This is a genomic window from Kitasatospora sp. NPDC086801, from assembly GCF_044745805.1.
Classification (GTDB): Bacteria; Actinomycetota; Actinomycetes; order Streptomycetales; family Streptomycetaceae; genus Kitasatospora.
Map to the genome: position 1 here is coordinate 172,843 of NZ_JBIVAX010000009.1, position 23,661 is coordinate 196,503.

The window sequence follows — 23,661 nt, forward strand, 5'->3', positions numbered from 1 at the left end:
CGTTTCGCTCAGGCGTCACCGGTGAAGTGGTCGAACTCGCCCGCCTTCGCACCCTGGAGGAACGCGGCGAACTTGTGGGCGGTGGTGCGGACGATGACCTCGCCCTCGTCGGACTCACGAAGTTCGATCGCCCCGTCCACCGCACGGACCTCCACGCAGTTTTCGCTGGAGCTACTGAAGGACGACTTCTGCCATTGGTCTTGATACATCTCAGCCTTTCAGGTTCTTGACCGTGCGATGGATCAGATCTCGCGAATCCCCGCCATTGAGAGCAGCCTTCTCGATGCGGTTGAAGACTTCACGATAGGACTCAAGCTCACTCGGGGCGTCGAAGAAGATCGGGCCCTGCGAAGACTCCACCTCGACCGTATCAAGCTCGGGTACCTCCCCGGAGGTGTAGATGAGGCTCTCGACCGGTCCGGGATAGGTGTGGGCGGTGAAGGGAATGACGCGGATGCTTATGTCATCCCTGAGGGAGTCATCGGTCAGGCTGTGAAGCTGCCCTCGCAGGACGTCGGTGCCACCGAAGCGCGTGAGCAGACTGGACTCATGTAGATAGGCTTCGAGCTTCTTCCGAGGGCTCTGAAGGACCCTCGTTCTGCGCTCCGAACGGAACGCGACATGCAGATCGAGTTCGTCGGCAGGAAGTCGAGGGATCCGTCGACTGAAGATTCCTCGTGTGTAGTCGTCTGTTTGCAGAAGCCCCGGAAGGAACGTCGACACGCAAACCCTGATCGTCGTTGCCGCGAAGTCCTCGTGCTCGGCGGATTCGAGGAAGACGTCGGGGATGTGGTTGCGGTACTGCTCCCACCAACCCTTGTCTCGCACTGTGATGATGCCGTTGAGGGCGTCGATGAGCGGCTGGTTGTAGCACTCGCAGGCATCGGCGACTGTCCGGAGCCGGTCCACGCTGACGCTGGTCTTCCCGTTCTCCATCTGCGTCACCTGGGCAGGGCTCACTCCGAGCACGCGAGCAAGTTGGCTGCCTCCGAGGCCTGCTTGCTCTCTCATCTTTCGCAGTTCAGCGCCCAGGCGACGCTGACGAAGGGTTGGGTTGTGGCGACCAGGCATGGCGTCCTCTCAACATCCTGTGGGATCAGTGTGCCGCGTCGGCTGCGGCAAGGACCATCCGTCCCCCGGAAGAGGGATCTCCCCCGCAACTACCTAAATTTAAGTTCCGATGCGCTATCGTCGATTTCAGGTCGATCCGATGGATCGTCAGAAATGCCTATTCGCCGGGCAGTAGGCGCCTGCTGCCCGCGCGCCGAAGGCATCCCTCTCCCCTCTCCCCACACCAGCAGCCTCGCGGAGGTTCCCGTGTGCACCCTCAACACCCCCTCGCTCGCGCTCGCCCGGCAGTCCCTGCGGGACGCCCTGACCCGCTCCGGGTGGGACGCCGAGACCATCTTCTTCGCCGAACTCGCCTTGGCCGAACTGGTCGTCAACGCCTGGCGGCACGGCAAGACCGCCTCCCCCGTCGTCCTCCTCTCGCTCCTCGACGGCACCCTCCGGGTCTCCGTCTCGGACGAGAGCGACGTCCTCCCCGAACGGCAGTCGCTCCCCGCCCTGGCCACGACCGGCCGGGGGCTCCAGCTCGTCGAAGGGCTCACGCACCGCTGGGGCGTTGACTCCCAGGAGCGCGGCAAAACGGTCTGGTACGAACTGGACTCCGCCGCGTGAGCGCGGCCCGCGAACCCGTCGCGCCGGACGACCCCCGGATGCGCGACTACACCCAGCCCCAGATCGTCGCCCTGCTCGGCGAGGTGCACCGGCGCGGACGCTCCTACGGCCTCCTCTGGGGCTCCGCCTTCCCCCACGAGACCACCCTCGACGGCCGCATCCTCGTCGACTTCGGCAACGCCCCCGTGAGCACTCTACTCAACCTCCTCCACCTGCTCCGCGACGCGGAGCGGAACGAGGCGTGGGGGTGATGAACTTCTTCGTTGGGGCCGTTCTGGTGGCGCTCCTCGCGCTCGCGATCGTCACCGTGGCCCTCGGCGTCATCGCGACCCTCAGGATGCCGCGCCCCGACGACCGCGACGAACGCGACAACCAGCGCTGACCACATGCGAAGGCCCTCGCCCCAGGGATGGGCGAGGGCCTCGCGGCGTCCGGGAGCTACGGGGTCAGCCCCCGGACGGGTTCTTGGGAGCACCGCCGCCGAAGCCGCCCGCGCCGGCGGCCGCGCCCTCGACGAGCTGGCTGGCGGCGTAGCCGCCGTTGGCGTCGGGGGTGCCGACGACGGTCACGCTCTGGCCGGGCTGGAGGTCGGCGACCTTGCCCTCCTTGTTGAGCTGGACCTTCGTCGCGTCGCCGGTGGTGACCTTGACGGTGTTGCCGTTGGCGTCGGTCAGGTAGACAGTGGTGCCGTCGACGGCCTTGACCGTGCCCCGGGTGAGGCCGCCCGGGCCGCCCTGGCCTTGACTGCCCTGGCCCTGACCACCCCGGCGTGAGCTGCCTTGCCCGTACCCGCCACCGCTCGCCCCGGCCGCCCGCTGCTGCGGCACGGCGCCAGCGGCCGTCGTGTGCGAGGAGCCGCTCTTCGTCCCGTGGTTCTGCTGGTACCAGACCCCGCCCGCGAAGGCCCCGCTGGCGATCACCCCGCCCGCCAGCGCCAGGCTGAGCCAGGGCAGCTTGCGCCGCGGCGGAGCCGCGAGCTCGGCCGTGACGTCGCGGGCGTCCGGCGGGGTGGCGAGCAGGGCGACCTGCTCGGCCGGCGTGGTGGTGCTGACCGTGGCGATCTCGTTGCTCATGGGTGTGGGTGTCCTACTCGTGCCGGAGGGCGTCGATCGGCCGCAGCGAGGCGGCCCGGTTGGCGGGGTAGCTGCCGAAGAACAGCCCGATGGCGACGGCGATGCCGAACGCGCCGATCACCGATTCGGGGATCACCACCGGTTTGATGCCGACGATGCTGAAGTGCGAGCCGGCGATCCCGGCGGCCACCCCGAGCCCGGCGCCGAGCACCGAGAGCAGGGTCGACTCGGTCAGGAACTGCCCGAGGATCACCGCGCGCGGGGCGCCGAGCGCCTTGCGGATGCCGATCTCCCGCGTCCGCTCGGTGACGGTGACCAGCATGATGTTGGTGATCCCGATCCCACCGACCAGCAGCGAGATCGCCGCCACTGCCCCGAGCAGCACGGTGAAGGTCTTCGTGGTGCTCTCCCTCGCCGTGAGCAGCGAGGACTGGCTGGTGATCCGGAAGTCGGCCTTGGTGGGGTCGGCGACCGCGTGGGTGCCGAGCAGGACCCGGGTGATCTCGGCCTGGGCCGCCGTGGTGGTGTCCGCGGACGAGGCCTGCACCAGGATCTGGTTGACCGCCCCGAAGCCGGTGAAGGCGTTCTGTACGGTGGGCAGCGGGGCGATCACCACGTCGTCCGGGTCGGTGAAGCCGCTGCCGCCCTTGGCCTGGAGCACGCCGACCACGGTGAACGGCGTGCCGCCGAGGACGATCTTCTTGCCGACCGGGTCCTCGGTGTCGAACAGCTGCTTGGCCGTCGTGGCACCGAGCACCGCGACCTTGCGCGAGCCGAGCACGTCGTCGTCGGTGAAGTACTCGCCGTGCGCGACCTTCTGGTTGGCGGTCTCGAAGTACGCCGGGTAGGTGCCGACGATCGAGCCGGGGCTGTACGAGACGTCCCCGTACAGCGCCGTCCCGCTGGTGGTGACCACCGGGGCGACCGACCTGATCGCGGTCGAGTCGGTGTCGGCGGCCAGTGCCTTGGCGTCGGCGACCGTCAGCTTCTTCACCGAGGAGGTGGCACGGGAGCCGCCGCTGGCCGAACCGGAGCTGACCGTGAGCGAGTTGGTGCCGAGCGAGGTGATCGACTCCTTCACCGCGACCGACGAGCCGTTGCCGACGGCCAGCAGCAGGATCACCGAGGCGACGCCGATCAGCACCCCGAGCATGGTGAGCGCCGAGCGCACCTTGTTGGCGGCCAGGCCGCCGACCGCGAAGCGGAGCATCTGCCAGAGGATCACGCCGACACCCCCAGGTCGCGCAGCAGCGGCGGCGGCCCGTCCACCGGGGCCTGCCGGACATCGCTGACGATCCGGCCGTCGACCAGCCGGAGCACCCGCTTGGCGTGCCGCGCGACCTCGTCCTCGTGGGTGATCAGGACGACCGTGCGGCCGGTCGCGTTGAGCGCGTCGACGAGGTCGAGGACCTCCTCGGTGGAGCGGCTGTCCAGGTTGCCGGTGGGCTCGTCGGCGAGCAGCATCGCGGGTGCGGTGACCAGCGCCCGGGCGACCGCGACGCGCTGCTGCTGGCCGCCGGAGAGCTGGTTGGGCCGGTGCCCGGCGCGCTCGGCGAGGCCGACCAGGGAGAGCGCGGCCAGGGCCCGGCGGCGGCGCTCGGCGGCCCGGACGCCCGCGTAGGCGAGCGGCAGCTCGACCTGGGCGAGCGCGGTGGTGCGCGGGATCAGGTTGAAGGACTGGAAGACGAAGCCGATCTTGCGGTTGCGGACCAGCGCGAGCTGCCCCTCGTCGAGGTGGCCGACGTCGATGCCGTCCAGCAGGTAGCGGCCGGCGGTCGGGACGTCCAGGCAGCCGAGGATGTTCATCATGGTGGACTTGCCGGAGCCGGAGCTGCCCATCACCGCGACGTAGTCGCCCTGGTGGATGTTCAGGCTGACGCCGAGCGGGCCGCCGGTGTCCGGGTCCTCCGGGCCGTGCAACGCGTGCACGACGGCGTCGCCGTGCCCGTACGCCTTGGTGATCCGGCGCAGCTGGATGACGGGCGGGGGCGCCGCCGGGACGCGCTTGTCGATGACGTGACGCATGCTCAGCCCTTACCGCCCCGGCCGGCCCCGCCGCCGCCGTTGCCACCACCGCCGACGCCCGCCAGGCCCCCGCCCGCCCCGCCACGGCCGCCGCCGACCCCCGGGAAGGAGGCGTTCGGGAAGCCGTTGCCGCCGCTGGTGGTGGGGAGTTCGACCTTGTCGCCCTCCTTCAGCCCGGAGACCACCTGCACCGTGCTGTCGCCCTCGACGCCGACCCCGACGCTGACCCGCTCGCTGGAGCCGTCCGGGTGCACCACGGTCGCGGTGCGGCTGGCGCCGGTGCCGGAGAGCGCGGAGGTGGGCAGCGACAGCGCGCTGTCCGCCTCGCCGGTGATCACCTGGACGGTGGCGCTGAGGCCGGTGCGCAGCGCGCTGGTGTCACCGCTGAGCTGGAGCGTGGCGGCGTACTGGACGGCCGTCGAGCCGGCGCTGCCGCCGCTGCTGCTGGGCAGCGAACTGACGGACAGGACACTGGCGTTGAGCTTGGTGTCGGACTGCGCGTTCAGGGTGACGGTGGCCGCCTCGCCCTTCTTGAGCTTGAGCGAGTCCAGTTCGGAGAAGTTGGCGGTGACCTGCATCCCGGTCGGGTTGGTCAGCACGATGAAGCCGCTCGGCGCGCCGCCCGAGGCGGTGCTGCCGGTGGACGACTTGCCGGTCGACCCGGTCGACCCGGTGGAGCCCGACGAACCGGACGAGCCGCCGGAACTCGCGCCGCCCACGGTGTCGCCGACCTTCGCCGAGACGGACGCGACCGTCCCGTCCACCGAGGCGGTCAGGGTGGTGCCAGTCAGCGCCGCCTGGGCGTTGGCGAGGGTGGTCTGCGCGGTGGCGACCTGCTGCTGGGCCTGGGCGACGGCCGCGTCGTCGACCTTGGTGGTGGTGATGGTGGTGGTCTGCGGAGCGGGCGTGCTGTTCGCGCCCGCTCCGCGGTCCCCACCACCGCCGCCGTTGCCGCCGGCGCCGGAGGTCGCACCCGGCAGCGGCTGGGTGGTCGTGGTGGTGACACCGGCCTGCGCCTTGGTGAGGTTGGCGTTGGCCGTGGTGAGGGACGCCTGGGCGGCGTCCACCTGCTGCTGGGCGGCCGTGGTGTCGACGGTGGCGAGCACCTGGCCCTTCTTGACGGCGTCCCCCACCGCGACCTTGACCGAGGTGAGCCGGCCGCCGGTCGCGAAGTCCTGGGCCGCGTCGGTCGGTGAGACCAGGGTGCCGGTTCCGGACACGGTGGCCAGGACCGTTCCCTTGGCCACGGTCGCGGTACGGATCTGGGTCTTGCCGGCGGCGGCACTGGTGCCGCTGTTCACGGTGGCGTACACCAGGGCGGCACCGCCCAGGAGCGCCACGCCGAGCGCGGAGTTGACGAGGACGACGCCTCGCCGTCGCGGGAGCACCTTCATGCCGGACAGCTTTCCTGGGCGCTCTTGCGGAGCCCTGGGCGCCGGCTGGGAGAAGACTGACCGGGCGGATCCGGGCATTCCGGATACACCACCCGGTTCGCGCGGGCGCCTTGGCCGCACCGTGGGCCGCCGTTGGCCGAACTCCCAGCGGGCTCCCAGCGAGTTCCGGTGAGTTCCGGTGATCTCCAGCCGTCCGGCAGCGCCCCGGGTCCCACCGCCGACCGGCCCCAGACCCCCGGGAACGCCGTAGGGGCGCACCGCGAACGGCGCGCCCCTACGGAGAAGGGAGGGATCAGAGCGTCTTGCGGAACGCCTCGGCCACCGAGAGGAAGATCGAGTTGCCCTCGGTCTCGCCGATCGAGATCCGGACGCCCTCCGGGAACGGCCGGACGATCACCCCGGCCTCGGCGCACGCGACGGCGAACTCCTGCGAGCGCTCGCCGAGGCCCAGCCAGACGAAGTTGGCCTGCGAGTCCGGGATCTCCCAACCCTGGGCGCGTAGCCCGGCCACCACCCGGGTGCGCTCCTCGACCAGCGCGTCCACCCGCTCCAGCAGCGCCTGCTCGGCGCGCACCGAAGCGACGGCGGCGTTCTGGGCGAGCTGGCTGACGCCGAACGGGACGGCGGTCTTGCGCAGCGCGTTGGCCACCGGCTCGTGCGCGATCGCGAAGCCGACCCGCATGCCGGCGAGGCCGTACGCCTTGGAGAAGGTGCGCAGCACGCAGACGTTGGGGCGGTCCCGGTAGAGGTCGATGCCGTTGGGCACCTCGGGGTCGCGGATGAACTCGATGTACGCCTCGTCGACGACCACCAGGACGTCGGACGGGACGGCGTCCAGGAAGCGCTCCAGCTCGGCGCGGTGGATCACGTTGCCGGTGGGGTTGTTGGGGTTGCAGACGAACACCAGCCGGGTCTTCGGGGTGATCGCGGCGAGCATCGCGTCCAGGTCGTGGTCGCCGGCCCCGGTGATCGGCACCGGGACGGGGGTGGCACCGGCGACCTGGGTGATGATCGGGTACGCCTCGAAGGAGCGCCAGGCGAAGACCACCTCGTCGCCGGGACCGGCCGTGGCGAGGATCAGCGACTGGGCGACGCCGACCGAGCCGGTGCCGGTGGCGATGTGCTCGACGGGCACGCCGAAGCGCTCGGCCAGCACCTCGCTCAGCTCGCCGACGGCCATGTCGGGGTAGCGGTTGAGCGAACCGGCCGCGGCGACCGCCGCCTCCAGCACACCGGGCAGCGGGTCGTACGGGTTCTCGTTGGAGGACAGCTTGTACGCGTCGGCGCCGGCCGGCTTGCCGGGCTTGTAGGTGGGGATGCCGTCCAGGGTCGGCCGCAGCCGCGGGCCCTGCGCTGACGTACTCGTCACGGTCCTACTCCTTCTCGATGCTGTCCGCGCGTGCTCGGCGCGTGTTCTCGGCGCGTGTTCTCCGGTGCGATCGCCACCGCCGCCGGTGCGACCGCCCCCGCCACCAGTGGGATCGCCACCGTGTCCGGGATCTCGGAACGCGTCCGGGCACCCCGGTCGGGTGCCTTGAACGATACCGACCGCGCTCACCCGTAGGGGTGAGATGCCCGGTCGGGTGACAGGCGCAGATCAGCCATTCTGCCGGGTTCCTTTGGCACATGTCAGAGGTAAGACGGCTGGTTTCGTGCGGGTATCGAAGGAGCGCACCCCGGCTCACTCTTGGAGAAACGTATCTCCAAGGGCTCCCGATGCGCCGGTCACAGACCCTTGTCAGGAGCCATACGATCGGTCCGCCATGACAGCAGCAGCCAACCAGAGCGGTCGGCGTCCCACCACCTCACGGCGTCTGGAGCGGGCCGGCATCCGGGATGTGGCAGCAGCCGCCGGAGTGTCGATCACCACCGTCTCCGACGCGCTGAACGGAAAGGGCCGCCTGCCCGACGAGACCCGCAGCCGGGTGCGCGAGGTCGCCGAACGCCTCGGCTACCGGCCCTCCGCGGCCGCCCGCACTCTGCGCACCGGACGGTCCGGCCTGATCGGGCTGACCGTCACGACCTACGGCGAAGAACCCTTCACCTTCACCGAGTTCGCGTACTTCGCCGAGATGGCCCGGGCCGCCACCAGCGCCGCCCTCGGCCGCGGCTACGCGCTGGTCGTGCTGCCCGCCTCCTCCCGCCACGACGTCTGGGGCAACATCGCCCTGGACGGCACCGTGGTGATCGACCCGCCCGACCAGGACCCCCTGGTCAGCGAGCTGTACCGGTCCGGCGTCCCGGTCGTCAGCGACGGCAAGCCCGGCAACTGCCCGGTCACCGCCTGGGTCGACAACGACCACGAGGCCGCCGTGCTCGGCATCCTCGACCACCTCTCCGAGGCCGGCGCCCGCCGCATCGGCCTGCTCACCGGCACCAGCACCGACACCTACACCCGGCTCTCCACCGAGGCCTACCTCGGCTGGTGCGCCAAGGTCGGCCAGGAGCCGGTGTACGAGACCTACCCCGCACACGACCCGGCCGCCGGCGCCGTCGCCGCCGACCGGCTGCTCGCCCGCCCCGACCGGCCCGACGCCGTCTACGGCCTGTTCGACCCCAACGGCACCGACCTGCTCGCCGCCGCCCGCCGCTACGGCCTGCGGGTCCCCGACGACCTGCTGCTGGTCTGCTGCAGCGAGAGCGACGTCTACGCCACCACCGAACCGCCGATCACCACGCTCTCCCTCAAGCCCCGCCGGATCGGCACCACCGTGGTCAACCTGCTCATCGACGCCATCGAGGGCGTCGACTCCGGGACGGGCGTCGACATCGCCCGGCTCTTCCCGCCCCGCTTCCGCACCGCCGGCACCGGCCCGCCGCCGGGCACCCTGATGCCGACCGAGCTGATCGTCCGCGCGTCCTCCCAGCGCCGGAGCCCGCGCACCACCGTCAGCCCTCCCCGGCCCCCGGGCGAGGTCTAGACCATACCGAGCCGGGACAAAACGGACCTTGCGGGACGGCCCGGCTGACGCTCCGGAGGATTGGATACCCACCAGGTGACGACGCCGGGAGAGTGGTCTTCCTATGATGGGCGAATGACACCCGAGGACCGCTTCCCCGGGCCTGAACACCCCGACTCAGGCCCCCGCCACCAGCCGGACCTCGACGTGCTGCCGTACGGCACCTACTACGAACCGGAGCCCGCCACCGGCTACCCCGGCACGCCGTACGAAGCGGAGACAGCGGAGACCTACAGCGGCTACGGCGGAGCCCGCTACCTGGAACAGCACTGGCCCGCCGACGGGCAGGGCCACACCGTGCACGCCCCGGAGAACGCCCCGCCCTTCTCCCACCAGGACCACCCCGGCTACGAGCCGACCCTGCCCGACCAGCCCTCCCCCGGCCACCAGGCCCCCGCCCACCAGGCCCCCGGCCGCGACGACCCGCCGACCATCGAACTCGGCCCGCCGCTGCCCGACCCCTCCGTACCCAGCTACCCGTACCCCGCCCCCGGCCCCGGCGAGCCCCCCGGCCCGCTCTACGTCGTCGGCGACGTGCACGGCTACCTGGAGGAGCTGCGCGCCGAACTGCGCCACCAGGGCCTGATCGACGCCGACGGCCACTGGTCCGCCGGCCGCTCCCGGATCTGGTTCCTCGGCGACTTCACCGACCGCGGCCCCGACGGCATCGGCGTCATCGACCTCGTGATGCAGCTCGCCGCCGAAGCCGCCGCCGCCGGCGGCTACTGCCGCGCCCTGATGGGCAATCACGAACTGCTCTTCCTCGGCGCCGCCCGGTACGGCGACGAACCCGTCCAGTCCACCGCCGGCACCGCGTCCTTCCTCGCCGCCTGGCGGCTCAACGGCGGCCAGCAGCACGACCTGGAGCGCCTGGAGGCGCACCACATCAGCTGGCTCTCCCGGCTGCCCGCCATCGCGCTGGAGGACGGCCACCTGCTGCTGCACTCCGACACCACCGCGTACCTGGAGTACGGCGAGTCCATCCCCGACGTCAACGACGCCGTCCACAGCCTGCTCGCCGACGAGGGCGTCGACGAGTGGTGGGACTGCTTCCGCCGCTTCACCAAGCGCTTCGCCTTCCGCGGCGACGCCGGCCCGACGGCCGTCCACGAACTCCTCGACACCTACGGCGGCACCCGCATCGTGCACGGGCACAGCCCCATCCCGTACCTCACCGGCGCGGTGCACGCCGACGACGGCCAGCCGCCGCACATCCCCGGCCCCTACGTCTACGCCGACGACCTCGCGGTGGCCATGGACGGCGGCGTCACCATGGAAGGGCGCCTGCTCGTCGCCCGACTCCCCGTCAACTGAGGCCCGCGGACCGGGGCCGGTCGAACGGGCGTTCCCGGCGCCCGGGCCACCCCGCGCGCGCGGTCCGGGGCGCGAAATTCCGGAAACCGACTGTCAGCACGGCCACGCCCGCCCCTACCATGAGGCACACCACACCCGGCCGCCCGTCCGGCGGCCCGCCTCCGCGCCCGTTTCGGCGTCCCTGAGGGTCCCGCGGCCCCTGGGGCGGAGCGAACCGGGGTCCGCATGAACGGGGTCCCCATGACCAACCCCCCGCCGCTGCTCGCCGAGGACCGCCCGGAATACGAGCGCCTCCTCGCCGAAGCCCTGCGCGACCGCACCGTCCTCACCGCCCTGCGCGCCCCCGGCGCGCTCACCACCGACCAGCTGCGCATCCGCGCCCTGCGCGACGCCGACGCCATCGCCGCCGCGGCCACCACCGAGTACACCCACTACACCCGACTGCGCGAGACCCTGCGCACCACACCCCCGCCGCCCCCGGACGCCGAACCCACCGCCCCCGGGCTGCTCACCCAGCTGCGCTCCGCCAACGGCGGCGCCGGGCTCTTCCCCGTCCTCACCGTGCTCACCCCGATCCTCGCCTGGACCGCCGCCCTGGCCCTGCTGCTCATCGGCTACCTGCTGCGCGCCGCCAACCCCGACCTCACCCTCGCCCGCACCCTCGTCACCGCCGGCTGGGTCGCCCTCGCCGCCGGAGTCGCCGCGATGGCCATCGGCATCATCGGGCTCGTCCTCACCGCCATACGCGACGGCGGCGGCGCCGCCCCGGCCGGCACCGACCCGGAACTCGCCGCCGAACTCGCCGACGCCCGCCGCGAATGGCGCACCGCGCTGCGCGACCGCGGCCTGCTCCCCTACCTGCACACCCACCTGCCCGCCGTCCCCGCCGACGCCCCCTCCGACGCCCCCGACTTCACCAGCCCGGGGTACACCTCGCCCGACTTCACCAGCCCCGGCACCGTCCCCACCGCCGACTACACCTCGCCCGACTTCACCAGCCCCGGCACCGTCCCCACCCCGGCCCCCGACTTCACCGCCCCCGGTTACACCTCCCCGGCCTTCACCAGCCCCGACGACGTCACCTGACCCCGAACCCCGGCCAGTCCAGGAGGAGTTCGGCCGCCGGGGTGCGGTTGCCGGTCGCCGACGCCGCCGCCATCGCCGTGGAGGCCGTCTCCGGGTCGGTGCGGGGCGGCACGACCAGGAGGAGGAAGTGGTCCTGGAAGCCGCGCGTGACGCTGATCGTCGCGCTGCTGCTGGTGAGCCAGTTGATCCTGATCAGGAGGCCGTTCACCACGACGGAACTGGGCACGCCGTCCCAGGCCGAGGTGTCCAGGCCCACCCGGATGATGCGCCCCAGGTGGGCGCCGAGCGCGGTGACCAGGTCCGGCAGTTCGGCCAGCACCCGGTTCGAACGCGGCCACCAGGCACCGTCGAAGACCCCGCCCCGCGACATCGTCGGTTCCAGCAGCAGCCGTGGCAGCAACGGGGCATCGGGCACGGACCACGGCCCGGGGGTGGCGGGAACGGGGAGGGGGATCGGCAGCATCGGAAGCCGCCCGTCCGGTCCGCAAGGACCTGTCATGACCTAGGGCGACACCAGCGCCGGTACCGGTATGCGGAATGTCCTCGGTTGTCTCCCACCGTACTCCGCGGCACCCCCCGACGAGCCGCCCGTCACGGGAGTAGGCTCGAAGGCATCCAGGGCATCCCGCATTCCGGTACCCGTTCCGGCTTCGTTCTGGGTGAAGGGTCGTCCGGGCGGTTCCGGCCGGACACCCGGGGACGGGAAGCGGTGAGCACCGTGACCACGCACACCCCACCGGCGGCACGCACCGGCCACGGCCTCACGGTCGCCGACGCGATGGAGCCCTGTGAGTACCAGATAGCCGACGACAGCACCGTCGACCAGGCCAACGACATCCTGCGCGGCGCCCACGTCGAGTACCTGCTCGTCCGCGACCACGACGGCCGGTGCGAGGGACTGGTCACCCGTACCGGGCTGCACACCTTCCTGGAGCACCCCCGGTCCACCGAGCGGACCTCGATCAGCGCCACCGCCCACCAGCGCGGCCCGTTCGCCTGGCCGGCCATGGGCCTGGCCCTGGCCGCGATCGCGATGCGGATCAAGCGCATGGCGGTCTGGCCCGTGGTCGACGACGACGGCTACATCCTCGGCATCCTCACCGCCGACCGCGCCACCGTCCTCCTCGAACCCGTCCCCGTCCCCGTCCCCGTCTCCGTCTCCGTCCCCGCCTGACCCGCCGCGACGACCGCGGGGGCAGCCGGTCGGATGCTTCGCAGGACCCTCCCGCCGGCGGCTGCCGCTGCGTAGAGTGGATACGGACAGTGCTGGATCACGGCTTCCCTTTCCGGAGGGTTATCGGTGAGACGCACTGATGCCTCCGGTGAGGCGGTCTCGGTCCGGCTGTTCCTGGACTTGGTCGACGGCGGCGCGAGTCGCGCCCCGGCCGATCCGATCTGCGCGCCGACGCCTGGAGGGAGGCGACCCCGCTCGCGGCGGTAGCGGCGCGCGGGAGGAGAGCCTCACCATGAAACTGACCGCTGAGCGGCTACGGGCCTCCGCCCACCACGCCGTTCGGACCTCCGCGCACGCGCCGCCGGTGTCCGCCGCCGATGTCGGCCTGCTGGTGCTCCGGCTGGCCGGCCTGCTGCTGGCCGGCCACGGCGCCCAGAAACTCTTCGGCCTGTTCGGTGGCGCCGGTCTGAGCGCCACCGGTAAGGGCTTCGAGGCCCTGGGCTACCGCCCCGGTGTTCTCTTCGCCGCGTTGGGCGGCGCCTCGGAGCTGGGCGGCGGACTGGGCCTCGCCCTCGGGCTGTTCACCCCGCTGGCGGCCGCCGCCGTGATCGGGGTGATGATCAACGCGATGTCCGTCTCCTCGGGCAGCGGTCTGTGGGCCGACAAGGGCGGCATGGAGTACCCGCTGTGCCTGGCGCTGATCGCGATCGCGGTCTCCGCCCTCGGCCCCGGCCGCCTGTCGCTGGACCGTCCGTTCCGCTGGGGTCACGGCGGGTGGTGGAGCATGGCCACCGCCCTGGGGCTGGGCGGCATCGGCGCGGCCATCGTGCTGTCCCTGCAAGGGGTCACCCTCTAGCCAGTGCTGCCGCCCCCGCCCGCGCACCGGCCTGGTCAGCGGACGACGTCGAAGACGTTCTTCTGCACACCGTTGGCGTAGGCCTCGTGCTCGACCAGCCTCAGCTTCTGGGCGTCCTTGTCCGTGCCGCTGAACAGACGCTTGCCCGCACCGAGCAGGAGCGGGAAGACGAGCAGGTGGTAACGGTCGATCAGCCCCGCGTCCGACAGGCTCCGGTTCAGGGCCGCGCTGCCGTGGACGATGATCGGGCCGCCCTCGGTCTCCTTCAGCGCGGCGACCTCGTCGAGCGAGCGCAGGATCGTGGTCTCGCCCCAGTTCGACACCAGGTCGCCTTCGCCGAGGGTGGTGGAGACGACGTACTTCGGCATCACCTTGTAGTCGGAGAAGTCCGCCATGTCCGGCCACACCGGGCTGAATGCCTGGTAGCTGGCCCGGCCCAGCAGCATCGCGGTGGCCTCCCGCTGCTCCCGGCCCTTGATCTCGAACGCCTCGGGGAGGAACTCCACGTCCTTGAAGGTCCACCCGGAGTTCCGGTAACCGGGCTCGCCGCCCGGGGCCTCCACGACGCCGTCGAGGGAGATGAAGGCGGTGCTGATCAGGGTGCGCATCTGAGGTTCCTCGGTTTTCCGTGTCTGACTTCTCGGCGGATCCGACCGGTGCGCGCCTCGACCACACTCCCGGCCGCAGCGCGCAACCATGATCTATGACTCCGGATCATGAAGGAACTCATCGGTCATCGCCCGCCCATTTCTCCGCGCGCCTCCGACCGGGAGGAACACCACCTCGCGGCATGCCGCTACCCGCCCAGGTCGGAATGTCGCGGACGCTGCGCTGGTGGACGTCGGGCAGGACGAAGGCACCACTGGGACGCGCTGCTCCGGCTAAGGGCGGATCGAGGCGAAGATCTCGATCTCGCACTTTGCCGCGCCGCTGCGCTCGATCCTCGCATCACTGGTGATCAGCGGTACGCCGAGGGCTTCCGCCAGGGCGACGTACTGGGCGTCGTAGGCGCTGAGGTCGGCGTGCAGCCTCTTCACTCCGTCCCAGAACGGCAGCGTCTCCCGTTTGACGAGGGGAAGCATCCGGTAGGCAGCGACCGCCTTTTCCACTTCCTTCTCGGTCAGCTTGCCGCCACGCTGCACGCCGAGGAGGGCCGCCTGGATCTCGTAGTCCAGGAGGGTCGGAGCGTAGACGTCGCCCGCCTCGGCCACACGGCTCCGGATGAGCTCTCCGTCGGAGCTGTGGGCCGTGAGGACAAGGACCAGAGCGGAACAGTCGATGACGATCAACGCCCGGCTCGTCCCTCGTCGATGGCCGCGACGATGTCCGCGGCGCTGACGCGGGCGGTGGCCTCCCGGTTCAGTCGCTCCATCATCTCCGCCATCGTGGGCTTGGACGCCTCCCTGGCGATCAGGTCCTGCATGAATGCCTGGAGCGACTTGCCCGCCTGGGCGGCGCGAACCTTCAGGGTCTGGATCTGGTCGTCCGGGACGTCCCGGATGGTGAGCGCCGTCATATCGGCACTTCAGCATCACTAGCTGCACAATGCAGACGATGGGGCTGGCCCGTTCGAGCGGCGAGCCCTCCCCGGCATCCGGAGAGGGCTCGCCCATGGCGCAGGAGCGTCAGTCCGCCAGCGGGAGGTAGACCCGGTTGCCCTGGGCGGCGAACTCGGCGGACTTCTCCGCCATGCCGGCCAGCGCGTCGGCGTCGAACTCGGTGTTCACGGCCGTCGAGCCGTCGCCGTGCTCGTCGCGGATCTTCTGGGAGATCTTCATCGAGCAGAACTTCGGGCCGCACATGGAGCAGAAGTGGGCCGTCTTGGCGGGTTCGGCGGGGAGGGTCTCGTCGTGGAAGGCGCGGGCGGTCTCCGGGTCGAGGGCCAGGTTGAACTGGTCCTCCCAGCGGAACTCGAAGCGGGCGTCGGACAGGGCGTCGTCCCAGGCCTGGGCGCCGGGGTGGCCCTTGGCGAGGTCGGCGGCGTGGGCGGCGATCTTGTAGGTGATCACGCCGGTCTTGACGTCGTCGCGGTTGGGCAGGCCCAGGTGCTCCTTGGGCGTGACGTAGCAGAGCATCGCGGTGCCCCACCAGGCGATCATCGCGGCGCCGATGCCCGAGGTGATGTGGTCGTAGCCGGGGGCGACGTCGGTGGTGAGCGGGCCGAGGGTGTAGAACGGCGCCTCGTCGCAGATCTCCCGCTGGAGATCCATGTTCTCCTTGATCTTGTGCATCGGGACGTGGCCCGGGCCCTCGATCATCACCTGGACGTCGCGCTCACGGGCGATCCGGCCGAGTTCGCCGAGGGTGCGCAGTTCGGCGAACTGCGCCTCGTCGTTGGCATCCGCGATGGAGCCCGGGCGCAGGCCGTCGCCGAGCGAGAAGGTGACGTCGTAGCCCGCGAGGATGTCGCAGAGCTCCTCGAAGTTGGTGTGGAGGAAGTTCTCCTGGTGGTGCGCCAGGCACCAGGCGGCCATGATGGAGCCGCCGCGCGAGACGATGCCGGTCTTGCGGCGGGCGGTCAGCGGGACGTACCGGAGCAGGACGCCGGCGTGGACGGTCATGTAGTCGACGCCCTGTTCGCACTGCTCGATGATGGTGTCCCGGTACACCTCCCAACTCAGTTCCTCGGCCTTGCCGTCGACCTTCTCCAGGGCCTGGTAGAGCGGCACGGTGCCGATCGGCACCGGGGAGTTGCGCAGGATCCACTCGCGGGTGGTGTGGATGTTGCGGCCGGTGGAGAGGTCCATGACGGTGTCGGCGCCCCAACGGGTGGCCCAGGTCATCTTCTCCACCTCCTCCTCGATCGAGGAGGTGACGGCGGAGTTGCCGATGTTGGCGTTGATCTTCACCAGGAAGTTGGTGCCGATGATCGCCGGCTCCACCTCGGGGTGGTTCACGTTGACCGGGATGACGGCCCGGCCGCGGGCCACCTCGGCCCGCACGTACTCGGCGGCGAGGCCCTCGCGCAGCGCCACGAACTCCATCTCGGGGGTGACCACGCCCCGCTTGGCGTAGGCGAGTTGGGTGACGGCGGCACCACCGCGGCCACGCAGCGGGCGGCGCGGGCGGCCCGGGAAGACGGCGTCCAGGTTGCGCAGGTTTCCGCCGCGCGGCGAGGTGTGCTTGATCCCGTCGTCCTCGGGGCGCGCCTCGCGGCCGTCGTACTCCTCGACGTCGCCGCGCTGGCGGATCCAGGCGTCGCGCAGGGCGGGCAGACCGCGCCGCACGTCGGGCTCGAAGGCCTGGTCGGTGTACGGGCCGGAGGTGTCGTACAGCGGGACGGTCCTGCCGTTGGTGAGCTGCACCTCGCGGAACGGGACCCGCAGGTCGGGCCGGGACCCCTCGCGGTAGGCCTTGCGCCAGGCCGGGGTCGGGTAGCCGGTGCCCGCGCTGGTGACGGTGGCTGCGGCGGCGGTGCCGGCCCCGGTGCCGCTGGTCCCGGTGCTGCGGGCAGGCTGCGGCTGTGCTTCGAACGTGGTCATCTGACCTCATACTCCCTACGCCGGCATTACCCGGTCAGGTTCCTGCGGTCGACGCAGCCGTCGGTCCGTCCGTCGACGTCCCGGTCAGCGCCCTCTCAGCCCGGTGCTCCGAGCTCCCGCGTCGGCAGGCGGTGTTGCCTGCACATGACGCCCAACACCGTAGCGAGCCGATCGCCGCAGGTCCAGAGGGGGTCCGGGTGGCCGAAACCCGCGCCCGGAACGCCGAAAGGCCCGGCCCCCTGGACAGGGGCCGGGCCTCGTGCGGTTCCTCAGCCCTTGGCGGCCTTCTTCACCAGGACCACCACGGCGGCGGCGATGCCGGCGACCACCAGCACCTTGATCATGATGCTCAGCAGGGCGCCGACGACACCGAAGACGAATCCCACGATGTTCCAGAGCAGCACCAGGACCAGCACCGGGATGACGATGTTCCGCACCCAGGAGGGCAGCGACTTCCAGAGCTCAGCCATGTCTGATCCTTCTCTCCCCGTGGGGTCGGCTGCCGTCTGGTGCCGTATCCCGCTTGCTTCGGTACTTCGATCGTACGGGGACACCAGGGCCGGAACGAGGCCTGCCGGCCCGGAGAGAACCCCTAGATCACCCCGACCCGGGGCCCCGGGGAGACCCGGGTCCGGGCCTCGGGGACGACCCCCGGGAAGGGTGCCGGACGCCCTGCGACCAGCGGTCAGACCGGCCAGCGCTCACCCCGCCAGGCGGCGTCCCAGAACATCCACTCGTAGCGCGAGGTGGTCGCGAAGTGCTCGACGACCCGGCGCCGTTCGGCGGGCGAGATCTCCTCGCCGAGCCGGTCGGTGAGCGCCAGCACCCGGCGGACGACGGACTGGAACGCCTCGTCGCCGTAGGTGGCGATCCACTTGGCGTACAGCGGGTCGGGGGAGCCCTGGGCGAGCAGCGCCTCGCCGACCCGGGCGTAGATCCAGTAGCAGGGCAGCACCGCGCCGACGGCCTCGGCGAAGGAGCCGCCGTAGACGGTGGCCAGCAGGTAGCTGGTGTAGGCCCGGGTGGTGGGCAGCACCGGTTCGACGGCGGCCTGTTCGGCGCTGCCGCCGAAGGCGGTCAGGAACTCGGCGTGCATGCCCTGTTCGGCGGCCAGCGCGCCGACCGCGTCGTCGGCGAAGGCCCGCACGTCCTCCTCGCCGGGCGCCTTGGCGGCGCAGACGGCGAGGGCGCGGGCGTAGTCGCGCAGGTAGTGCGAGTCCTGGACGACGAAGTGGCGGAAGGCCGCACGCGGCAGGGTGCCGTCGGTGAGGCCACCGATGAAGGGGTGGGCGAGGATCTCGGCGTACACCGACTCGATGGCCGCCCAGAGTTCTTCCGTCAGGCTCTTGCTCATGCCCAGGACCCTAGACCGTCCTGGGCGGTCCTAGGCGGTCCCAGGCGGTCCTGGGCGGTCCTGGGCGGTCCTGGGCGGTCCTGGGCAGTCAGTCCTCGGGCGGGGAGAACACCACCAGGACCCGGAGCTCCTCGGTGACGTGGTGGAAGCGGTGCGGGGTGCCGGCCGGGACGTAGACGACGGTGCCGCGCCCGACGGTGGCGGTCTCGGCGCCGACGGTCAGTTCGGCGCGGCCGCTGATCACCTGGTAGATCTCGTCCTGGTCGTGCACGGTCTGCGGGTCGGCGTCACCGGGGGAGAGCGCGTAGAGCCCGGCGGACATCCGCGGTTCGCGCAGGAAGCGCAGGTACGCGCCGTCGTTCGCCGCGCGTTCGGTGTCCAGTTCGTCCAGCCGGAACAGCTTCACCGCTGCCCGCCTCCTTCGTCCATCCGCCTTCCGGGCCAAGGGCATTCAACACCAGGGGCACCGGACCGGGAGCGCCAAGATGTCCGACGGGAGCGCCAACATGTCCGAGGAGAGCTTCCCCCGGGGTGGCGGTGCCTGCCAGGCTTGGGCGTCATGAAGGGTTTCCTCATCAAGACACTGATCAACGCGGTGGCCATCTGGGTCGCCGCCTGGATCGTCAACGGTATCCAACTCGCGAGCGGCAAGGCCGACTTGGGCCACAAGGCCCTGACGGTGGTCGCCGTCGCCCTGGTCTTCGGCCTGGTCAACTTCCTGATCAAGCCGCTGGTGAAGCTGTTCTCGTTCCCGCTGTTCATCCTCACCCTGGGGCTGATCACCTTCGTGATCAACGCCCTGATGCTGTGGCTGACCTCCTGGGCGGCGGGGAAGCTGAACCTGGACTTCAACGTCACGGGCTTCGTGCCCGCGCTGCTCGGCTCGCTGATCATCAGCCTGGTCTCGTGGGGCCTGCACCTGGCCCTGGACGACGACTGACCTCGGCCGTGGCCGGACACCGGCTGACCGGACACGACCCGGCCGGGCGCGACCCGGCCGGACACGAGAGGGGCCCGCGCCCGGGTGGTTCACCCGGCGCGGGCCCCTTCGCCGGTGGCGGCGGTGCGGCCACCGCTCACCCCGCGTTCTCACACCCCCGGAGGATGTCCGCGAGCTGGGCGTCGAGTTCCTGACCGGTGATCTCCTGCCCCATCGGCACCAGCCGGTCGGTGCGCGCCAGGAAGGCGATCAGCGGCGGCGCCGAGGCCCGCAGCAGGGCGTCCCCCTCGGGGGAGTGCAGCACGATGCAGACCTCGGTGAGCTCCTCGCCGACCGGGTGGATGTGCACGTCGCCCTCGCCGGAGGGCCGGCTGATGCCGTCGAGCAGCAGCTCGCGCGCGAACACCCAGGTGACGGGTTCGTCGCCGGGCAGGTGGAAGGTGAACCGGACGGCGTACGGGTCGCCGGGTTCGTACTCCAGGTCCACCACGATGCGGAAGGAGAGCTCGTGCGAGACCACGAGGTTCATCACCAGGTGGCCCTGGACTGTGCTGTGCTGCATGGCGCCAGTACCTCTCGTGGGGCGGCCGGGTGGGCCGTGGGGGGGTGGGCGTGGGCCGTGGGGTGTCGGGCGTGGAGTGTGGAGTGTGGGGCGTGGGGCGTTGGGCGTCAATTGCTGGGTGCGGGGCGTTTTCTGACGGTTTCGCGCAACTGATCCCTGTTCGATACTCATCGTCCATGTTTGGGGACGTCGTGGACAAGGTGTGCTTTTTCAAATGGTGAACGAACGGGATTCGTGCCGGCACGAGGAGCGTCAGAGGACGAACGACGAGCCCATCGCGCCCACGCTGCGCCGCAGTTGGCTGGCGGCGGCGGTCAGCCGGTCGGCCTGTTCGACCGGCAGCGAGAGGGCCATGGTGGCGACCACCGGCCCGATGGTGATGGGGACGGCCGCGCAGACGGTGCCGAGCGCGTACTCCTGGCGCTCCAGGACGGGCATGGTCGGCCGCAGGGAGGCGAGCCGGCGCAGCACGGCGGCCTCGCCGGTGAGGGTGGAGGGGGTGAGTCCGACCGGGAGGTGGCGGGCGAGGTGGTCACGGCGTTCCTCCTCGGGCAGTTGGCCGAGCAGGCACTGGCCGATCGCGTGCGCGTGGCCGGTGGCGCGGAAGTCGGCCCAGGGCTCGACGGCGGGTCGGCCGGGGTCGTCGGCGACGTCCACCACGTGGATCTCGCCGTCCCGGTAGAGCGCGAAGTAGACGGGGGCCCCGAGTTCGTCCCGTAACCGCTGCATCCGCGTGCGCAGGTCGTGCCGGTCGGACTGCCGGTCGTCGGCCCGGCCTATGCCGTTCACCGACTCCCCGTAGAAGAACCGGCCGTCGGAGCGCCGGAGGTAGCCCTCGTGGGTGAGGGTGCGCAGCAGGTGGTAGGCGGTGCCGAGCGGCAGTCCGGCGGCGCGGGCCAGTTGTTTGGCGGTGGCGCCCTGCCGGAACGCCCCGACGGCCTCCAGCAGCCGCAGCGCCCGCTGGACGGAGCCGATCAGGGTGGGGCCGCGGCCCTTGCCCGGCGGCGAGGTGGGCGTCGGCGACCTGGCGACGCGCCCGGTGCGGACCGTCCTGGACGGCTCTGCGATCTGATCCATGGCCACGTCCATCCCCCAGCCCGAGTCAATGCACAGAAAGGGCATCCGGAGCGAAGCACTCCGATCTGCCCGATAGTGGCTCATTGCAGCACAGGGATGACCTCCCTGCAATCACTCTTCTCCCGATCACTCGGCAAAATCCTTCGAATCGAAGGTGAGAAATCGGAATCAATCGACATTTGGAAGATCGGTTCAAGATTCACCTTCGCTATCCAAGATCCATCCCCGGTTACTCCCCGCCCCCGAACGGACGCACCGGTTCGGGCGGGTTTCGGCCGGACCGCCCCGCGGGAGACTCCCGCACAACGCTCCAGCCCCGGAGGTCGCCATGGGCCCCGACAACCGAACCCCGCCGCCTCGCCCGGTGGTGAAGCGCACCGCGCGGGCGATCCTGCTGGAGCTCGACCCGGACGACCCGTACGGCCCGGCCTCGATCGTGCTGATCCGACGGGTCCGGCCCGGCTCGCCCCGGCCCTACTGGATCACCCCCGGCGGCGGGGTCGAGCGCGGCGACCGCACCGTGGTCGAGGCGCTGCACCGCGAGGTGGACGAGGAACTCGGCGGCAAGGTCGTCGACGTGGTGCCCGCCTTCGTCGACACCATCAGCCACACCCACCACGACGACGGCACCCTGCTCCACCCGCACGGGGTCAAGGTGCAGCACTTCTTCGTCTGCCGGCTCGCCTCGATGGACCTCAGCCGGCGGCACGGGCCCGAGGTGGACGAGCCCAACGGCGAGTACCAGGTGGTCCGGCTGCCGTTCACCCGCGAGGGGGTGACCTCCGTCAACGTCGTCCCACCCCGGCTGCGGGCGTACCTGGCTGCCAACATCGAGGGCGTCCGCGCGCTGCTCGCCCCGGACCTCGGCTGACCACCACCCCTGGTTCCCACCGATCACCCCGCCGCGAGGTCGCCCACCAGGTCGTGCCGGATCCGCTCGGCCGGCACGCCCGACCGCAGCAGCACCCCGACGCCCCGGCGGACCATCGCGGGCGGCCCGCTGAGGAACGCCTCCCGGCCGACCCACGGCCCGAACCGGCCCACCACCTCCGGTAGTTCGCCGGTCAGCGCGCCCTCGGCCGGCCCGGTGCCGGAGAGCACCGGCCGCACGGTGAGCCAGGGCAGCCGCCGGGCCAACCCGTCCAGCCCGGCCAGCTCGTACAGGTCGGCGGCACTGCGGGCCCCGTAGAACACGTCGACGGCGCGGACCGGCGTGCCGCGCTCGGCCACCTCCTCGACCAGCGCGCGGATCGGCGCGATGCCGGTGCCGCCGCCGAGGCAGAGCAGGCTCGCACCGGCGGCGTGGTCGACGGTCATCGTGCCGGCCGCCGGGCCCAGCCGCAGGACGTCCCCGGGCGCGGCCCGGTGCACCAGCGCATTGCTCACCCAGCCCGCCTGGACGGCCTTCACGTGGAAGGTCAGCAGCCCGTCCGGGCGGGGGGCCGAGGCGAACGAGAAGTGCCGCCAGACCCGCGGCCACCAGGGCGTCTCCACGCTGGTGTACTGCCCCGCCCGGTACGGGTACGCCTGGTCCGGCCGGACGGTGATCACCGCGACGTCCCGGGTGCGGCGCTCGTGCCGGACCACCTCCCCCTGCCACCAGGGCGGCGAGGTGCGGGCGGCGTCCTCGGCGGCCTCGATCATGATCGAGGAGACCAGCCGGTAGACCCGGCGCCAGGCCAGCTCCGTCTCGGCGTCCCACCGGCCGCCCGCGTACCTGGCCAGCGCCTGCACCAGGCACTCGCCCACCGGGCCGTAGTGGCCGGTCAGCGTGCCGTACCGGCGGTGGCCGCGGCCGAGCGCGCCCAGGTAGACGCGCAGGCCGGCCGGGTCGTCGGCGCTGCGGGCGGCGGCCAGCAGCGCGCGGAACAGACGGTCGCGCTGGACGTCCATGGCGGCCGGGAAGAGCGCCCGGACCTCGGGGTGGTGCAGGAAGATCAGCGCGTAGAAGTGCGCGGTGGCGCGGTCGGCGACCGGCTCGACGACCGCCAGACTGGCCCGGATCAGCTCGACGTCCCGTGCGGTGAGCGGCTGTTCGACGGCGGAGCCGCTGTGGTCGGGGGCGGGCAGCGGGGTGGGTAGCGGGGCCGGCGGCTGGGCCGGCCGGCCCTCGGCGGACTCCTGAGCGGCCCAGGCCCTGGTCCAACTGTCGCCGGGGCCAGCCCAGTTGAGGCTGGGTGCATCGGTGAACAGCGGCCGGAACGCCGGGGTGGCGGGCGCTGCGGCGGGCGGCCCGACCGGCGGCTCCGGACAGCTGGGCCCGGGGACGGCCGGCGGCCACGCCGGCGGAGCGGGAACCGCCGGGAGGACGGCCGTCGGCGCCTCCGCCGGGGCCGGCGGCGGGAGGTCCGGCGGATCCAGCGGCCTCGGCGGCCGTTCGGGCCCCAGCCCGTCCATCACCACCGTGTCCGCCGCTGTGTCCGCCGCGCCCGTCATCACGTCCGCCACCGCGCCCGCCGGGAGCTCCGGCAGGCCCGGGACGGAGGCGGCCCCCGCCGAGCCGTGCCCGGTGCGGACCAGAAGTGTTCTGCGGGACTTCACCGCAGCGTTTCGAGTACCCAAGAGAATCGTTTCGCCTCCGGCCGGCCTGCGCCACCACCTTGGCGTCTCTACTGACGCCCAGGCAGCGTGGCACGCCCGAACTGCTCATCCGACAAATCACGCGAAGCCCGGACACCCGGGCC

At 71.6% G+C, this 23,661-nt stretch carries 28 protein-coding genes and 1 riboswitch; of the genes, 10 read left to right on the plus strand and 18 right to left on the minus strand.

Annotated elements, in window-relative coordinates:
* Positions 1-8: 8 nt before the first annotated feature.
* On the minus strand, positions 9-209 hold the full coding sequence (locus ACIPLC_RS13920; RefSeq protein ID WP_400473184.1) for a DUF397 domain-containing protein: 201 nt from the start codon (positions 207-209) through the stop codon (positions 9-11).
* Position 210: 1 nt separating this feature from the next.
* The gene (locus ACIPLC_RS13925; protein ID WP_400473185.1) at positions 211-1,071 is read right to left on the minus strand and encodes a helix-turn-helix domain-containing protein; all 861 of its coding nucleotides are present in this window, start codon (positions 1,069-1,071) and stop codon (positions 211-213) included.
* Between the two features lie 246 nt (positions 1,072-1,317).
* Between ACIPLC_RS13925 and ACIPLC_RS13930 the strand changes: the two genes are divergently transcribed.
* From ACIPLC_RS13930 to ACIPLC_RS13940, 3 genes are read left to right on the plus strand one after another with little or no spacing between them, the layout of a single operon-like run.
* Positions 1,318-1,680, plus strand: coding sequence for an ATP-binding protein (locus ACIPLC_RS13930; RefSeq protein WP_400473186.1), 363 nt, complete (start codon positions 1,318-1,320; stop codon positions 1,678-1,680).
* Positions 1,677-1,931: a hypothetical protein gene (locus ACIPLC_RS13935; RefSeq protein WP_400473187.1), complete on the plus strand. Its 255-nt coding sequence runs from the start codon at positions 1,677-1,679 to the stop codon at positions 1,929-1,931. Before ACIPLC_RS13930 ends, ACIPLC_RS13935 begins: the two co-directional genes overlap by 4 nt.
* Entirely contained in the window at positions 1,931-2,062 is a 132-nt protein-coding gene (locus ACIPLC_RS13940) for a hypothetical protein (protein WP_400473188.1), read from the plus strand. Before ACIPLC_RS13935 ends, ACIPLC_RS13940 begins: the two co-directional genes overlap by 1 nt.
* Positions 2,063-2,126: 64 nt before the next feature.
* On the opposite strand, the gene ACIPLC_RS13945 is transcribed toward ACIPLC_RS13940, so the two are convergent.
* The 5 genes from ACIPLC_RS13945 to hisC all read right to left on the minus strand — a co-directional run bounded on the left by ACIPLC_RS13945 (position 2,127) and on the right by hisC (position 7,541).
* The gene (locus ACIPLC_RS13945) at positions 2,127-2,753 is read right to left on the minus strand and encodes a hypothetical protein (protein WP_400473189.1); all 627 of its coding nucleotides are present in this window, start codon (positions 2,751-2,753) and stop codon (positions 2,127-2,129) included.
* Positions 2,754-2,766: 13 nt separating this feature from the next.
* Positions 2,767-3,978 carry an ABC transporter permease gene (locus tag ACIPLC_RS13950; RefSeq protein ID WP_400473190.1) on the minus strand — a complete coding sequence of 404 codons (1,212 nt, stop codon included), beginning with the start codon at positions 3,976-3,978 and terminating at the stop codon, positions 2,767-2,769.
* Positions 3,975-4,778: an ABC transporter ATP-binding protein gene (locus ACIPLC_RS13955; RefSeq protein ID WP_400473191.1), complete on the minus strand. Its 804-nt coding sequence runs from the start codon at positions 4,776-4,778 to the stop codon at positions 3,975-3,977. Before ACIPLC_RS13955 ends, ACIPLC_RS13950 begins: the two co-directional genes overlap by 4 nt.
* Positions 4,779-4,780: 2 nt before the next feature.
* The gene (locus tag ACIPLC_RS13960) at positions 4,781-6,172 is read right to left on the minus strand and encodes an efflux RND transporter periplasmic adaptor subunit (protein ID WP_400473192.1); all 1,392 of its coding nucleotides are present in this window, start codon (positions 6,170-6,172) and stop codon (positions 4,781-4,783) included.
* Positions 6,173-6,464: 292 nt separating this feature from the next.
* Positions 6,465-7,541 (minus strand): histidinol-phosphate transaminase, encoded by a 1,077-nt coding sequence (gene hisC / locus ACIPLC_RS13965; RefSeq protein ID WP_400473193.1) that lies wholly within the window; start codon positions 7,539-7,541, stop codon positions 6,465-6,467.
* 394 nt (positions 7,542-7,935) lie between these two features.
* Here hisC and ACIPLC_RS13970 point away from each other — a divergent pair, with 394 nt between their 5' ends.
* The 3 genes from ACIPLC_RS13970 (at position 7,936) to ACIPLC_RS13980 (ending at position 11,532) form a co-directional block, all read left to right on the plus strand.
* A complete protein-coding gene (locus ACIPLC_RS13970; RefSeq protein ID WP_078879728.1) occupies positions 7,936-9,093 on the plus strand; it encodes a LacI family DNA-binding transcriptional regulator in 1,158 nt (385 codons plus the stop codon).
* Positions 9,094-9,207: 114 nt separating this feature from the next.
* Entirely contained in the window at positions 9,208-10,446 is a 1,239-nt protein-coding gene (locus tag ACIPLC_RS13975; RefSeq protein ID WP_400473194.1) for a metallophosphoesterase, read from the plus strand.
* Between the two features lie 240 nt (positions 10,447-10,686).
* Positions 10,687-11,532, plus strand: a complete 846-nt coding sequence (locus ACIPLC_RS13980) for a hypothetical protein (RefSeq protein ID WP_400473195.1) — start codon at positions 10,687-10,689, stop codon at positions 11,530-11,532.
* Here ACIPLC_RS13980 and ACIPLC_RS13985 read toward each other — a convergent pair.
* Positions 11,525-11,995 (minus strand): DUF5994 family protein, encoded by a 471-nt coding sequence (locus ACIPLC_RS13985; protein WP_400473196.1) that lies wholly within the window; start codon positions 11,993-11,995, stop codon positions 11,525-11,527. The two genes, ACIPLC_RS13980 and ACIPLC_RS13985, sit on opposite strands and share 8 nt — an antisense overlap.
* A gap of 246 nt (positions 11,996-12,241) precedes the next feature.
* Here ACIPLC_RS13985 and ACIPLC_RS13990 point away from each other — a divergent pair, with 246 nt between their 5' ends.
* Together ACIPLC_RS13990 and ACIPLC_RS13995 are read left to right on the plus strand one after the other, a co-directional pair.
* A complete protein-coding gene (locus tag ACIPLC_RS13990; RefSeq protein WP_400473197.1) occupies positions 12,242-12,706 on the plus strand; it encodes a CBS domain-containing protein in 465 nt (154 codons plus the stop codon).
* Positions 12,707-12,998: 292 nt separating this feature from the next.
* Positions 12,999-13,562: a DoxX family protein gene (locus tag ACIPLC_RS13995; protein WP_400473198.1), complete on the plus strand. Its 564-nt coding sequence runs from the start codon at positions 12,999-13,001 to the stop codon at positions 13,560-13,562.
* A 35-nt stretch (positions 13,563-13,597) separates the two neighbouring features.
* On the opposite strand, the gene ACIPLC_RS14000 is transcribed toward ACIPLC_RS13995, so the two are convergent.
* The 7 genes from ACIPLC_RS14000 to ACIPLC_RS14030 form a co-directional block, all read right to left on the minus strand.
* Positions 13,598-14,170: a dihydrofolate reductase family protein gene (locus ACIPLC_RS14000; RefSeq protein WP_400473199.1), complete on the minus strand. Its 573-nt coding sequence runs from the start codon at positions 14,168-14,170 to the stop codon at positions 13,598-13,600.
* Between the two features lie 273 nt (positions 14,171-14,443).
* Positions 14,444-14,851, minus strand: a complete 408-nt coding sequence (locus ACIPLC_RS14005; RefSeq protein ID WP_400473200.1) for a type II toxin-antitoxin system VapC family toxin — start codon at positions 14,849-14,851, stop codon at positions 14,444-14,446.
* A complete protein-coding gene (locus tag ACIPLC_RS14010; RefSeq protein ID WP_400473201.1) occupies positions 14,848-15,078 on the minus strand; it encodes a FitA-like ribbon-helix-helix domain-containing protein in 231 nt (76 codons plus the stop codon). Before ACIPLC_RS14010 ends, ACIPLC_RS14005 begins: the two co-directional genes overlap by 4 nt.
* 109 nt (positions 15,079-15,187) lie before the next feature.
* Complete coding sequence (gene thiC / locus ACIPLC_RS14015) at positions 15,188-17,044, minus strand: phosphomethylpyrimidine synthase ThiC (protein WP_400473202.1); 1,857 nt, start codon at positions 17,042-17,044, stop codon at positions 15,188-15,190.
* A riboswitch (TPP riboswitch) is annotated at positions 17,040-17,174 on the minus strand. It overlaps the preceding gene by 5 nt.
* Positions 17,175-17,313: 139 nt before the next feature.
* On the minus strand, positions 17,314-17,514 hold the full coding sequence (locus ACIPLC_RS14020) for a DUF5326 family protein (protein WP_063348421.1): 201 nt from the start codon (positions 17,512-17,514) through the stop codon (positions 17,314-17,316).
* Positions 17,515-17,729: 215 nt separating this feature from the next.
* On the minus strand, positions 17,730-18,398 hold the full coding sequence (gene tenA, locus ACIPLC_RS14025) for a thiaminase II (protein WP_400473203.1): 669 nt from the start codon (positions 18,396-18,398) through the stop codon (positions 17,730-17,732).
* An 88-nt stretch (positions 18,399-18,486) separates the two neighbouring features.
* The gene (locus ACIPLC_RS14030; protein WP_400473204.1) at positions 18,487-18,804 is read right to left on the minus strand and encodes a cupin domain-containing protein; all 318 of its coding nucleotides are present in this window, start codon (positions 18,802-18,804) and stop codon (positions 18,487-18,489) included.
* A gap of 153 nt (positions 18,805-18,957) precedes the next feature.
* On the opposite strand from ACIPLC_RS14030, the gene ACIPLC_RS14035 reads away from it, so the two are divergent.
* Positions 18,958-19,338, plus strand: a complete 381-nt coding sequence (locus tag ACIPLC_RS14035) for a phage holin family protein (RefSeq protein ID WP_400473205.1) — start codon at positions 18,958-18,960, stop codon at positions 19,336-19,338.
* Between the two features lie 136 nt (positions 19,339-19,474).
* On the opposite strand, the gene ACIPLC_RS14040 is transcribed toward ACIPLC_RS14035, so the two are convergent.
* Together ACIPLC_RS14040 and ACIPLC_RS14045 are read right to left on the minus strand one after the other, a co-directional pair.
* On the minus strand, positions 19,475-19,900 hold the full coding sequence (locus tag ACIPLC_RS14040; RefSeq protein ID WP_400473206.1) for an SsgA family sporulation/cell division regulator: 426 nt from the start codon (positions 19,898-19,900) through the stop codon (positions 19,475-19,477).
* Positions 19,901-20,152: 252 nt separating this feature from the next.
* Positions 20,153-20,977 carry an IclR family transcriptional regulator gene (locus tag ACIPLC_RS14045; RefSeq protein WP_400473207.1) on the minus strand — a complete coding sequence of 275 codons (825 nt, stop codon included), beginning with the start codon at positions 20,975-20,977 and terminating at the stop codon, positions 20,153-20,155.
* Positions 20,978-21,305: 328 nt separating this feature from the next.
* Here ACIPLC_RS14045 and ACIPLC_RS14050 point away from each other — a divergent pair, with 328 nt between their 5' ends.
* A complete protein-coding gene (locus tag ACIPLC_RS14050; protein WP_400473208.1) occupies positions 21,306-21,848 on the plus strand; it encodes an NUDIX domain-containing protein in 543 nt (180 codons plus the stop codon).
* A gap of 23 nt (positions 21,849-21,871) precedes the next feature.
* Here ACIPLC_RS14050 and ACIPLC_RS14055 read toward each other — a convergent pair whose 3' ends face one another.
* Complete coding sequence (locus tag ACIPLC_RS14055; protein ID WP_400473209.1) at positions 21,872-23,518, minus strand: globin domain-containing protein; 1,647 nt, start codon at positions 23,516-23,518, stop codon at positions 21,872-21,874.
* Between the last annotated feature and the right edge of the window lie 143 nt (positions 23,519-23,661).